The sequence below is a fragment of the Bacillus manliponensis genome (assembly GCF_000712595.1).
Taxonomy (GTDB): Bacteria; Bacillota; Bacilli; order Bacillales; family Bacillaceae_G; genus Bacillus_A; species Bacillus_A manliponensis.
Window position 1 is genome coordinate 1 of sequence record NZ_JOTN01000024.1, and the last position, 12,071, is coordinate 12,071.

The window sequence follows — 12,071 nt, forward strand, 5'->3', positions numbered from 1 at the left end:
CAGTATCAATTACAGCGACTTTTACTTCATTATCGCCTGCAAGCTTCCATGCCTCTTCAATTTGCAGTGAAGAAAGTGCATACGCATCGCCTACTTTTTCATCATTCGTCGCAAATTTTTTATATTGTACACTTGGTGCAATACTTTTTACTTTGCCGAGTTTTTCATATTTTTTGAATACTTCTTTCGTATCTTGTCCTTTTTGAATACGAACAACATCGTATTTTAAAGCTGGGATACTTTGAATTACTGTTGCTCCTAAGCTAGCATGTTCTTTCTTTGTAATACGCTCAGAGTATTTTACAATAAATGTATCCATTGTTTGTTTCGCATCGTTTTGACCCTTTTGAATGGATTGCTGTACCACTGATTTTGGCGAAGTTGCAAAACTAGTAGTAGGTACAAGCAATGAAGTAGCTAACCCTAACGAAAGAGCTGTTTTTGTGAATTTCTTCATTTTTTTCCCCTTCCTTCCATAACGTCATACATCCAAATCATAACATATATTTTTAGAAAAATTTATGTTTTTTGCATTAAATTGTAAAAAACATTTAAAATATCTGTTGTTTTCTGTAGAATAATAGATAAATTGGACGAAATTGGAGGGAATTATATGCGTAAAAAATTAAGTACTATGATGGCAACTGCAGCAGCTGTAGCTTTATTCTCAAGCGTTACACCAGCAGAAGCAGCTTCAAAACAATTTAGTGATGTATCTGTAGACCATATGTTTCACGATGAAATTATCTCATTAGCAGACCTTGGGGTAATTGCTGGTTTCCCAGATGGCTCGTTCCAACCAGAAGCACCCGTTACGAGAGAGCAAGCTGCAATTTTAATAGCAAATGCATTAGACCTAGACTTAGAGAATTTAGACAACCCTAATTTCTCCGACGTATCTGAAACACATATGTTTTATAAACAAATTGCTGCTGTTCAAAATAACGGTATCATGAATGGTTATGGCGGTGGAAAATTTGGTCCTAGCAATACGTTAACACGTGCGGAAGTAGCATCTATTTTAACGCGTGCTTACAACTTAACAGAACAAAAGAACACACCGTTCACTGATGTACCTGCTACAGAATGGTTTGCTGGATCTGTAGGTGCTCTATACACAAATGAAATTACATCTGGAACATCAGAGACTACATTCTCACCAAAAGGTACTGTAACACGTGGACAAATGGCTGCATTCCTATATCGCAGCTATGAAACAACACTTCCTTGGGAATAAGAATGTATACATAACAAAAAGGAGTGAACATTCACTCCTTTTTTATGTTCGTAATATAATAATTTAATTCACTTTCTACTGAAAATCCCACTTTTTTATACAGCTGAATCGCTTCATTATTTTCACATCCTACGCAAAGCAAAATTTCCTCAGCACCTATGTGATGAAATAATTCGTATAGCCCGTAGTTTAACAAATCCTTCCCAATTCCTTTTTGTCTTGCATGCGGAGCGACGGCAATGTATTCAACATTCCCCTCTCTAAACTTTCGTTTTCCTTCTATATAAATGTATCCTAGTAAACTATTATCTTTCACATAACAAAATAACTGATGTTCATCGTCTGATCGTTCTAAAATTGCTTTCCCATTATAATATGTACCTGGAAATGCTTTGTCATGTAGCTGCATAAATTGTTCATGATAATACGGACTCATTTTTTCAATACTTTCAGGTTTGTGTTCCCTAAATTGTTTAGCTTCCATCTTTAAAATACTATGTGCACCTTTTTTTACACCTTGAACGTATGTCATAAAAGATTCAGCGTATGTATGCTTTACGTTGTAAAATCCGTAAAATGAATGCACAGTACTTTCTAATTTTGCAAGTCCTGTTTCCCATAATTCTTTCGCAGTATCAAGCCAATTTTCTCCTTGAATAAACGGTCCCCATACTTCAGCTGACTTATCCTCTTCATCTACATCAAACCCTAACGCACCAACAATCACTTCTCCTTCATATAAAACAGTAAACGATCTCTCAATTGGATAATCTGAAAACTCGTGATAAAGTGTATTTTCTATTTCATTCGCTTCATCACCGCAATATCCAACGTTATGTGCTTCTTCTTTATTAAGAGTAGCAATAAATATTGCAAGCTGTTTTACATCAATCATTTCCATCCCTCCTTCATATCCTTTAGTGTAAAAGAGAACAATTAGCTTGTACATCGAATTAAAAAGAATATTGAGAATTTTAAACCTTTTATCGCACACTCTTTTTTGTTATCCTTTATATAATATATTGCATAAGAAAGGAAGTGCCTCCATGCCTATCCCAAAAAACTTTAATAAACAAGAACGCTTTTCCGCAAAAACAATTGTCTTAAACCAGCTCCAAGACTGGATTATTGAAGGCATTTTAAAACCTGATGAAAAAATTAATGATAACGAGCTTGCTGAAGCGTTAGGCGTCAGCCGCACACCAGTCCGAGAAGCACTTCAAGTACTTGAACTGTCAGGACTTGTTGAAATGATTCGTGGCCAAAAAACAAAAATTGCTCCTATCAAAAAAGAAGATATCGTCACAATTTACGAAACAATCGCCGGCATGCATACCATTATCGGAAAACAAGCGATGCGTAATATAAAACCGGAACATATTCACGAACTTACCCGTTTAAACGAAGCATTCAAACAAGCCATCGAACAAAATGATGCAAAAGAAGCAACAAAACGAGACTTCGAGTTTCACCGAACAATCGCTTCAATCGCAAACAATACGTACATCGAACCGTTTCTTGAAAACTTACACCTTCACGCACTTCGCCTTGAATATATGTTCTTTAAAGACATAAAACCTGCCAAACTATCAATTGAAGAACATACAAACATCATCGCCGCACTAGAAAAAGGCGATGCCGCACGTCTCGAACAGCTCATCAATCAAAACTGGTTACGCCCGATGGAACATATACAGAAGCAGCTAGCGGAGTAGATACTCCGCTTTTTTTAATCCAGTCACTTTTTCATTTATTCGGTCAAAGCCCAAGATAATTCAGTCACTTTTTCATTTATCCGGCCAAAATCCAGGATAATTCAGTCACTTTTCAACTTATTCAGCCAATACAGCACTCCTCTCTTTTTTCAGAATTTTACACAAAATGTTATTCCTTTCCTGTCACTTCTGTGATATATTGCATAATATATTTTACAAATCTTATCGATGGAGGTGCACATATTTGAATCCACGTATAAAAGGAATATTAATGGTTGTTGTCGGAGCTAGTTTATGGGGATTATCAGGAGCAGCTGCCCAGCAACTTTTTCAAGAAGAAGGCATTAGTACAAAATGGCTCGTTACCAGCCGCTTATTACTTGCCGGCATAACGTTACTACTTTTCTCACTCGTTGGAAAAAACAAACGAGAAGTAATAGGTATTTGGAAAGATAAACAAGACCGTATTAAACTTATCATTTTTGGGATACTCGGTATGCTTGGTGTACAATACACTTACTTCGCATCAATTGATGAAGGAAATGCTGCTGTCGCAACAATTTTGCAATACTTAGCTCCAATTTTTATCACACTATACCTCATCTTTAAATATAGATCTCTCCCAACAAAAATTGATATCATCGCAATACTACTAGCAACGGTCGGTACATTTTTACTATTAACGAACGGATCATTAAAAAATTTAACTGTACCAATGCCTGCTATCATATGGGGCGTATTATCAGGTGTATCACTCGCATTTTACACCCTGTATTCAAAAGGGTTATTAGAAAGATGGTCATCTGCTGTATTAGTTGGCTGGGGCATGATTATTGGGGGACTTGGCGTCACAGTCGTTCACCTCTTTACAAACGGGGAAATTATCTTCCTCACAAAAATTGAAAACATTACAATGAACACGTTATTACTCATCGCCTTTGTTGTCATCTTCGGTACATTAATTGCCTTTTACTTATTTTTAGATAGTATCCGCTACATCTCACCGAAAGAAACAACATTGCTGGGCTGTACAGAACCATTAGCTGCAATTTTGGCAGCGGTCGTCTTTTTAAATCTTTCATTCCTGCCGTATCAAATGATTGGTGCATTTTGTATTATTGCAGTTGTGGTCATATTAAGTAGAAAACCGGATGAAGTAGAGGAAAGTATACCTGTGGCTGATGTGAAATAAGAAATCCCCGCCTACTATGGCGGGGATTTTTATAAAATACGTTTCAATTGTTCCTCTACAGACCATCCAAGCTTAGGTTTTCTAGAACGTGAAAACCATTCCGCTCCCTCATCTAGCAAATAAGCATCATACCAAACACCTACATAATCACCCGCAAAATCACAGTATCTTCTACCACCCTGACACCAAAATATGTAAGTAGAAAAATAAAATCTTATTAATTTTTATAATAAAAAGAAATTTCGTAGCATTCCTCCTCTTAATCTATTAAAATTATGTCGTATGATGTCAGATTATGAAAAAAAGGGGAGAGAAATTTCATGTGGAAAAAAGTCATTCCTGCAGCTCTAGTATTAAGTACAATTACTTTTTCAAGTGTATATGCTGCACCTTCGTCTCATGTACCAGCAAAACAAAACCGCTACATAGACTTACAAATGCTTGGTATTAATGATCTTCATGGACAATTAGACACTGTAAAGAAAATTAACAACAAAGAAGCGGGTGGAGCTGAGTACTTAGCTGCTTATTTACGTGATCGTGAAAAACAAAATCCGAACACGCTAATGGTTCATGCTGGTGATATTGTTGGAGCAAGTCCTCCAGTTTCAGCTTTGCTACAAGATGAGCCAACAATTGAGATTTTAAATGATTTAGGATTTGATGTTGGAACCGTTGGAAATCATGAATTTGACGAAGGAATTGATGAACTACGCCGCCTTATTTATGGTGGATATCATGAAAAAACAGGGGATTTCAAGGGAGCAACCTTTCCTTACGTCGCTGCAAATTTCTACAATAAATCAACTGGACGCTTGTTTTTACCACCATTTACTATAAAAATGGTACAAGGGGTTCCTGTTGGCTTTATCGGGGTTGTAACAACAGATGTTCCTAACCTTGTTATGCCTACGATGCTAAAAAATGTACAAATTACAGATGAAGTAGAAGCAATTAATAAATCTGCACAACAACTAAAAAGACTAGGTGTCAAATCAATTGTTGTTCTTGCACACGTCGGAGGTACAACCGATAATACTGGTGTAACAAATGGTGACCTCGTTCGCCTAGCAACTGAAACCGATTCAGAAGTTGATATCATTTTCGGTGGTCATAGCCACACTTATGTAAATGGAACTGTTAACAACAAACTTGTTGTACAAGCAAATTCTTATGGAATGGCTTTCGCTGATGTTGATGTAAAGATTGATCGTAAAACGAAAAATATTGTTGAGAAAAAAGCAGAAGTTGTTACAACTTATCATGAAGGAATGCAACCTGACCAACAAGTGAAACAAAAAGTGGATCAGTATAAAGAAAAAATCGCTCCTCTTGTAAATCAAGTTATTGGAAAATCTACCGATTCAATAGATCGCAAGCAAAATGAGGCTGGTGAATCCACTCTTGGAAATTTAGTTGCAGATGCTCAGCGTGCAAACATGAACGCACAAATTGCGCTTATGAATCCTGGTGGTATTCGTAATGACTTAGATGCTGGTGATATTACGTGGGGAGAAGTATATGGCATTCAACCATTCGGAAACCAATTAATCAAAGTTGATTTAACAGGTCAAGATATTCGTGATATTTTAAATCAACAATGGCAAAAAAGTACAACAAGAATGCTTCAAATTTCTGGTATGAAGTACACTTGGGATGCAAATAAACCAGACGGTGAAAAAGTTACAAATATCCAGTTAGCAAATGGAGAAGAACTTGTTGCCTCTCAAACTTATACTGTTGTTGCTAATGCTTTCTTAGCTTCAGGCGGTGATGGATTTGTAGCCTTCAGAAATGGTAAGAATTCTGAAACAGGACCAACTGATTTAGAAGCATTAGTAGATTACGTAAAACAAGCTAAAGAACCGATTCAACCTGTTATTGATGGGAGAATTCAAAAACTGAACTAATTTTTTCTATTAAAAAGCGTTAACATCGAAACAACTTAACTATCTGCTTACTCAAAACCCCCGTATTCATTTAGAATACAGGGGTTTTCTTTACAGTATCTTTTAATCTATACACAATAATAGTTTAGAAAATAATTACATCAAATCAAACTCTTTATTTTCTGGATAAATCCCAATGTAATCACCTTCATCATTTTCATAGGCAATTCTAACATAATCCAGTAAGCTATGATTCGTAAGTTCTTGAAGAGTAGAATGTAATGCTTTTTCAACATCTACTACAAAGCTGAAAATATTTATTGTTCCACTGCCAATGTCTCCGCCGTCACAACTACCATTTCCAGTCCAACCGAGAGATTCGTTCATTAACTCTTCAACGAAGTGTCTTTTCTTCAACGCTTCCTCTAGTTCATCTTCTTTATAGCTGTACTGAATCACAAACTCGACTAGTTCATCTTCATCTAGCTCTTCATACCCATTGAGCAGTTGTTCCTCTGCTAACTTCTCCATTTCCTTTTCGGCTCTTTGAAATAGAGATAGCTTTATTTCTTCCGTTTCTCCTGTATCTCCAACAGTTCCATAGTGAACTATTAATGTTCTACCATCTTTCCACACTTCCCAATAAAGTAGTTGATTATTTTGTTGTTTTATTAGCTTAATCAATGAAAATCCTCCTAAATTACTTTTAGACTCCAACGGTTCCCTTATTAATTTCTATAAAAAACAATAATCTATTTTTACATATAGTACAAATCTCAAATAATTATTCTTCTATATTAACCAACCATTTTTTTGTAACCCGTTTATTTATAACTTCGACTTCTCGATTGTTAAGCCATCTCACCTTACCTAAGTAACCCTTGAAAAAAATTTCATCGGGTGTTTCTGATTTTAGATGAGTAGATTGCAACTTTTCGCCATCACGTGAACGAATAATACAAAACATATCAAATGAAGAAAGCTAATAAAACTAAAAACTTTCGACCTCAAAAACACCATATAAAGTGAGCTCTTCATTATTATAATGAAGATCAATAATCTCATCAGAAAAATCATTTACTTACGTAGAAGCAAATCAAAATCTTCCTTGAATTTCAAAATACAAATCACTAACAAAATAAGTATAGTAGCTATGTTAAGAACATTAAAGATATACCAAAAAAATAAAACGCCTATCAGTACATCGGATATAAATCCTTCTCTTGTAGGTTTAAAATACCGATTCAATTCTCTTGAAGACAGTATAAGTTTCTCTAGTATAAATATGATAATACTCGCAATAAAGAATACTATCTTTTTCTCATACAAAGGCTGGTCTATTAAAAGATAGGCTACTATATACAATAATAACAAATCAATAATTTTAAACTGTTTAATCATATTATTGTTTTTACCATTTCGCTTTCTTTCATTTCCTCAAATAACTCCATAACTATAGGATACCCTTCAATAATATTATGATATTCAATTCCCTCTTTAAATTGCTCGCCTAAATGAATCTGTTCTACGACGATGTAAAAAATATCATTTGCTACTTCCGGTTCTATATTTAAGACAATTTACAAATCCAGATGCTTGTAAGTACTTACTAAACCATGCGTATAATAATTAGCATGCATATACTATCCATACTCTTTTAACATTTTTTCTTCTCAATTACTCGTTATTTACCACTTTATTTCACACTTAATTTTTTATTTCTCGTATTATATCTTCTATACTTTCAGCTATACATATCGGTTCCCAAAAGCCCTCTCCATGTTCAGCTGTATAAACTGGACACTTTTTATCATTTGTATCTACAAAAATTGGATCTCCTACATATGAATCTAATCCAATTACAACCCACTCTTCTCTCCAATCTCCATCTTTTTCCCAAGTTAATTTGCGACCATCTAAGTCAATAGAATACCCAATTTGCCCCTCTTCGATTTCCATGCTATTAAATAATTCTATAGATATAGGTTTCCATTCAATTTCATCATCATTAATGTTAGATATAGGCTCCCATTCGATTTCATTATCAGTAATATGATCCACATATTCTAAAAGTTTCATTATTTTAAATCAAATAAATTCTCCTCTTTTCCCTTGAATTCCACTAATTATAATTCTCTCTTAATATCTTCATAAATTACTTTTACAAAAATCCCCCTGCATTCCACAGGGGGATTCAATCATTCTTATACCTCTTCTTCAACAAATTCCATATCTTTTGAAAGCTCGTATAATCCAGATAATACATCCGCTCTCATTTGAACAAGTTCTGGGAATTGATAGAAGAACGCGATTTTTTGATATTTTATTTCTTGCGACTCTTTAACTGTTTTGGAATCACTTAAAATGAATGTAGTGATTGTTTCAGCAAGATCTTCAACTACGTTTGTTGTAGCGTATTCTGAAACAAATTTATCTTGATGCTGTTCAAAGAAGTCTACTTGTGCACCTAAATCTGTTTCAACGTTTTTCTCTAACCATTCTTGTTCAATGTCAGTCCAAAACTTTGCATGAAATTGATTAATATATGAATCTTCTTTCGTGCATCCTTCCATTAAAAATAAAGATTTACATTTCTCTTCATATTTAGAAACATCTTTTTCATCCATAAACGCCTCTAAATATTTTTCATCTATTGGTACTTGTGAGTCATTTAGCGTTAATACGTGAACCGTTTCATGAATTAACGTCTTCATCATTTCATCAAAATACACTTCAGAATCTAATCCATCTAAACTCAGTGTCCACTCTTCTGGATAGTCAGGGTGCTGCATCACATGCGCCAACATATGATCATATCCATCTGTGATAATGTCAAACTCTTTTATTGGCTCACGATACTGAACTGGAATTAACGTACTATATAAATCCCAAAGCATATCATGATACTCTACATCTTCTTGTGATGAGATAATATATTCTTGCAATTCCTTATCATCTTTAAATACTTTCTTCAATCGCTTTTTATCTATCTTTTCTGTATATGGATCAACAATCTCTTCGTTATCAATATAGTAAGATGTCAAAAAGAAATAACGATCTTCATCTTTACTTTCTGCTTCATACTCAGCAAATAGTGCTTCGTCTTCAATTGGAATAAACTCTTCTAAGTCAGAAATTCCAACAATCTTCTCATTTACTTTTTGAACAAGTTCGTCTCCAACTTGGGTACATTGTTCTTGTCCTTCGCATACTTCTTTTACTTGCTTACTTTCTGTCTCTTTACTACAACTTGCCATTAACATCGTTAACGACAAAATAGCTAGAAAATAAATATATTTATTTTTCATAGCGTCCTCCCTATACTTCTATTGCGTCTCTGACATGATACTCAATTTCCTAAAAATATGCGATAATAATAATTACCTATAATGTATATTTTTAGGTATAAATAAGCGATTTCTATAAAAAGAAAGGAGAAAAAAATGAGGCGAGTCGTATATAGCTACAAAAACAATCTACTAAGCGTAACAAAACTATGGCTATCATGGCCAAAACATATTCACCACTTCACTACAACAAAAGACCCACTCTCACTTTCAAATCCAGATCAAGCAGGCAATCAATTAGGTTATTATGAATTACAAGAAAAAGAAAGTATCCAAATACGTTATATGGTAGATTCATACATACCTAACAAATCACACTCTCTCACAAATGAAGAAAAAACATTTTACTTACGCTCCACTGAACTAGTGCCAATCACAAACGACATAAAAGAACTAGCACAATCTCTTGTTAAAGATACGACTTCTATTTATAAACAAGCATATATTTTATTTGAACATTTAGTTTTACAATATAGCTACTTATATCCACCAAAAGAGCGTGGTGCTCTATCGTTTTTACGTGATAAGAAAGGAGACTGCGGTGAGTTTTCATTTTTATATAGTGCGTTATGCCGTTCGCTCGGAATTCCATGCCGCACAATGATTGGATGCTGGGCAGTCGGTTCAATGCAAGCTCACGTATGGAATGAAGTGTTTATTGAAGGAAAAGGATGGCTTCCTGTTGATTGCAGCATGGCTAATGTTCAAAAGAAAAAGCCGTGGCAATTTGTCATTAGTAGTTTACGTACATTGCAATGGAAAAAATATTTTGGAGAAACAGAAGGACAGCGCATCGTTTTTTCAGTTGATACGGAAATTCCACTTACACCTATATATCCGTCTGCTTCAAGCGAAATATTAAAGAACTATCCAAAATATGCCGTAATACTGGGCGGAAAACCATTGGTATGGGGATATGAAACATTTCATGACACCGCCCCATTCATGCAGCCAGCATACATCAAATTTCATGAAGAAAACTTAACACATAACTCCTTTAAAAGTACGATACAAGCTTTTTGGCTCAATCCTTATTTCGGACGCTGGACAGTGTATGAAACCGGCTGGCAACGTTTCTTATATATACTAAAACACATATCAGGATTTTTGGCCGTCATTATGATTGGATTACATACTCTATTTCCAAATGATATATTCCTAATCATTCAGCAGTTATCTCTAATTCTTTTGTCACTATCATTTGTTTTGCGGAAAGAAAGAATAGTTCTCTTTGGAATATTAACTACCATCTTCTTGTTATTTACAATTCGACTTATTGTATAAACAAAAAAATCGGCCGCCCTATTTCGTAAAGCAGCCGATTTCTTCTATATGTCGCATTGTGCGTGCAAGTACGTCGTCACGCATAATGAAACTAAAGCGTTTGTTTTTATGAATATCTTCTGGGATGTCTGTTAGTAATACAGAACCTTTTGTTTCTTCCGGGTGCGTATGGCTTTCCAATGCACTGATTGTTGCGAAATAAATGTTTTTAATGATTATTTTGTCTTTTCCCGATACTTTGTATTGCCCTATGTAAGTTAAATCTTGCACTACGCCGCCTGTTTCTTCATGAACTTCGCGAACTGCCGCTTCTTCCGGTGTTTCCCCATATTCTACTTTTCCACCTGGAAATTCGATACCACGGCGCAAATGATGCGTTAATAACCATTGATTCCCGTACCGACATACAACCCAAACGTGCTTCGGTTCAGGAGAAAATGGATAACGTTCGAACGATAATTGTACAGTATTGTGGTAGTAATCTTTAAATGTGTACATGCCAAACTCCCCTATTATGGTTACAAATTCCTTACCACAAATTGTAGCACATTCTAGTTAGTATGCCTAATGTTAACAAATTATAGACCATTAATTATTCCCATTTGCGCAATTAATTCTTTCGTTTCGTTATCGCCAAGTTCATAAATCATCTTATACGCTTCTTGCAGCTGTTCGTCATAGCGGTCGTTATTCGAATCATGATGATACTCAACAAATGGAACATGCGACCTTACAAATGAACCAAGATCTTCTTCATACGCATGGTCAAAATGGCTACGTAACTCTACAATTTCCTCATCTGTTGCCTGTATTGTAAAGCTATACGTATTTGCGCTTTGCACTCTAGAAATCTCTCCGTTCGCTATTGAAACATAATATGTTTTCTTCTCCATACGATCATCCTCTTTCGTATCCTTTGCCCTTATTGTGAGCTATACTTCCCAAAAATATGTAAAGCGTGAAAGATTTTCATGTTAAGATAAATAAGGTAAATAAAATAAGAAAGGTAGAACATAATGCTAGATGTAAAACTGCTCCTTATCGGACTTTTCTTTTTTATGACTGGAATATACATATCTAATTGGACATTATTTGGTATCCCACTAGGCATTGGTGGTGGCATGATTATGGGAATCAGCTCTGTAAAAGACGCTTTTAAGAAGGGGGAATAATATATGTGGAGAACGTTACGTATTATACTCTCAGTTCTTATCTGTGCCATAGCACTATATAGTATTTATTTTGCTAATCATTCATTCTTTATCGTTACACAAATTTTAATTGGCTTTGTCTTTGTCATTATCGGCATTGAGCATATACAGCAACGAAAAATGGACGGTGGATTTTACTGCATATTTGGTACTCTCTTTCTTACAGGAGTACTCATTACAAAACTATTTTTTTAGA

At 34.9% G+C, this 12,071-nt stretch carries 14 protein-coding genes; 7 read left to right on the forward strand and 7 right to left on the reverse strand.

The genetic code is table 11. From position 1 onward, the window contains the following. Positions 1–457: S8 family serine peptidase (locus BAMA_RS19865; protein ID WP_034642694.1), on the reverse strand; the 457-nt coding region annotated here is incomplete at its 3' end. A 156-nt stretch (positions 458–613) separates the two neighbouring features. Here BAMA_RS19865 and BAMA_RS19870 point away from each other — a divergent pair. Next, positions 614–1,237 (forward strand): S-layer homology domain-containing protein, encoded by a 624-nt coding sequence (locus tag BAMA_RS19870; RefSeq protein ID WP_051759036.1) that lies wholly within the window; start codon positions 614–616, stop codon positions 1,235–1,237. Between the two features lie 31 nt (positions 1,238–1,268). On the opposite strand, the gene BAMA_RS19875 is transcribed toward BAMA_RS19870, so the two are convergent. Continuing rightward, complete coding sequence (locus tag BAMA_RS19875) at positions 1,269–2,132, reverse strand: GNAT family N-acetyltransferase (RefSeq protein ID WP_051759037.1); 864 nt, start codon at positions 2,130–2,132, stop codon at positions 1,269–1,271. A gap of 151 nt (positions 2,133–2,283) precedes the next feature. Here BAMA_RS19875 and BAMA_RS19880 point away from each other — a divergent pair, with 151 nt between their 5' ends. The 3 genes from BAMA_RS19880 to BAMA_RS19890 all read left to right on the forward strand — a co-directional run bounded on the left by BAMA_RS19880 (position 2,284) and on the right by BAMA_RS19890 (position 6,054). Next, on the forward strand, positions 2,284–2,952 hold the full coding sequence (locus tag BAMA_RS19880) for a GntR family transcriptional regulator (RefSeq protein ID WP_034642701.1): 669 nt from the start codon (positions 2,284–2,286) through the stop codon (positions 2,950–2,952). A 271-nt stretch (positions 2,953–3,223) separates the two neighbouring features. Next, a complete protein-coding gene (locus BAMA_RS19885; protein ID WP_034642832.1) occupies positions 3,224–4,144 on the forward strand; it encodes a DMT family transporter in 921 nt (306 codons plus the stop codon). A gap of 320 nt (positions 4,145–4,464) precedes the next feature. Further along, a complete protein-coding gene (locus tag BAMA_RS19890; protein WP_034642703.1) occupies positions 4,465–6,054 on the forward strand; it encodes a bifunctional metallophosphatase/5'-nucleotidase in 1,590 nt (529 codons plus the stop codon). A 135-nt stretch (positions 6,055–6,189) separates the two neighbouring features. On the opposite strand, the gene BAMA_RS19895 is transcribed toward BAMA_RS19890, so the two are convergent. The 3 genes from BAMA_RS19895 to BAMA_RS19910 all read right to left on the reverse strand — a co-directional run bounded on the left by BAMA_RS19895 (position 6,190) and on the right by BAMA_RS19910 (position 9,341). Continuing rightward, positions 6,190–6,717 carry a WGR domain-containing protein gene (locus BAMA_RS19895; protein ID WP_034642704.1) on the reverse strand — a complete coding sequence of 176 codons (528 nt, stop codon included), beginning with the start codon at positions 6,715–6,717 and terminating at the stop codon, positions 6,190–6,192. A 1,023-nt stretch (positions 6,718–7,740) separates the two neighbouring features. After that, the gene (locus BAMA_RS19905; protein WP_034642707.1) at positions 7,741–8,112 is read right to left on the reverse strand and encodes a hypothetical protein; all 372 of its coding nucleotides are present in this window, start codon (positions 8,110–8,112) and stop codon (positions 7,741–7,743) included. A gap of 125 nt (positions 8,113–8,237) precedes the next feature. Further along, positions 8,238–9,341 (reverse strand): hypothetical protein, encoded by a 1,104-nt coding sequence (locus tag BAMA_RS19910; RefSeq protein ID WP_034642709.1) that lies wholly within the window; start codon positions 9,339–9,341, stop codon positions 8,238–8,240. A gap of 135 nt (positions 9,342–9,476) precedes the next feature. Here BAMA_RS19910 and BAMA_RS19915 point away from each other — a divergent pair, with 135 nt between their 5' ends. Continuing rightward, complete coding sequence (locus BAMA_RS19915) at positions 9,477–10,664, forward strand: transglutaminase-like domain-containing protein (protein ID WP_034642712.1); 1,188 nt, start codon at positions 9,477–9,479, stop codon at positions 10,662–10,664. 18 nt (positions 10,665–10,682) lie between these two features. On the opposite strand, the gene ytkD is transcribed toward BAMA_RS19915, so the two are convergent. Further along, on the reverse strand, positions 10,683–11,162 hold the full coding sequence (gene ytkD / locus BAMA_RS19920) for an RNA deprotection pyrophosphohydrolase (RefSeq protein WP_034642717.1): 480 nt from the start codon (positions 11,160–11,162) through the stop codon (positions 10,683–10,685). An 80-nt stretch (positions 11,163–11,242) separates the two neighbouring features. Next, a complete protein-coding gene (locus BAMA_RS19925) occupies positions 11,243–11,557 on the reverse strand; it encodes a hypothetical protein (RefSeq protein WP_034642719.1) in 315 nt (104 codons plus the stop codon). 123 nt (positions 11,558–11,680) lie between these two features. Between BAMA_RS19925 and BAMA_RS25000 the strand changes: the two genes are divergently transcribed. Then, a complete protein-coding gene (locus BAMA_RS25000) occupies positions 11,681–11,836 on the forward strand; it encodes a hypothetical protein (RefSeq protein ID WP_200874704.1) in 156 nt (51 codons plus the stop codon). A gap of 3 nt (positions 11,837–11,839) precedes the next feature. Further along, on the forward strand, positions 11,840–12,070 hold the full coding sequence (locus tag BAMA_RS19930; protein ID WP_034642722.1) for a hypothetical protein: 231 nt from the start codon (positions 11,840–11,842) through the stop codon (positions 12,068–12,070). Position 12,071 lies beyond the last annotated feature (1 nt).

Bases quoted from the DNA above. Each gene is read 5' to 3' on its own strand.
- BAMA_RS19880 (WP_034642701.1), top strand. From the start codon at position 2,284: ATGCCTATCCCAAAAAACTTTAATAAACAAGAACGCTTTTCCGCAAAA.
- BAMA_RS19925 (WP_034642719.1), bottom strand. From the start codon at position 11,557: ATGGAGAAGAAAACATATTATGTTTCAATAGCGAACGGAGAGATTTCT.
- BAMA_RS25000 (WP_200874704.1), top strand. From the start codon at position 11,681: ATGCTAGATGTAAAACTGCTCCTTATCGGACTTTTCTTTTTTATGACT.
- BAMA_RS19885 (WP_034642832.1), top strand. From the start codon at position 3,224: ATGGTTGTTGTCGGAGCTAGTTTATGGGGATTATCAGGAGCAGCTGCC.
- BAMA_RS19875 (WP_051759037.1), bottom strand. From the start codon at position 2,132: ATGATTGATGTAAAACAGCTTGCAATATTTATTGCTACTCTTAATAAA.
- BAMA_RS19915 (WP_034642712.1), top strand. From the start codon at position 9,477: ATGAGGCGAGTCGTATATAGCTACAAAAACAATCTACTAAGCGTAACA.
- ytkD (WP_034642717.1), bottom strand. From the start codon at position 11,162: ATGTACACATTTAAAGATTACTACCACAATACTGTACAATTATCGTTC.
- BAMA_RS19870 (WP_051759036.1), top strand. From the start codon at position 614: ATGCGTAAAAAATTAAGTACTATGATGGCAACTGCAGCAGCTGTAGCT.
- BAMA_RS19890 (WP_034642703.1), top strand. From the start codon at position 4,465: ATGTGGAAAAAAGTCATTCCTGCAGCTCTAGTATTAAGTACAATTACT.
- BAMA_RS19910 (WP_034642709.1), bottom strand. From the start codon at position 9,341: ATGAAAAATAAATATATTTATTTTCTAGCTATTTTGTCGTTAACGATG.
- BAMA_RS19905 (WP_034642707.1), bottom strand. From the start codon at position 8,112: ATGAAACTTTTAGAATATGTGGATCATATTACTGATAATGAAATCGAA.
- BAMA_RS19930 (WP_034642722.1), top strand. From the start codon at position 11,840: ATGTGGAGAACGTTACGTATTATACTCTCAGTTCTTATCTGTGCCATA.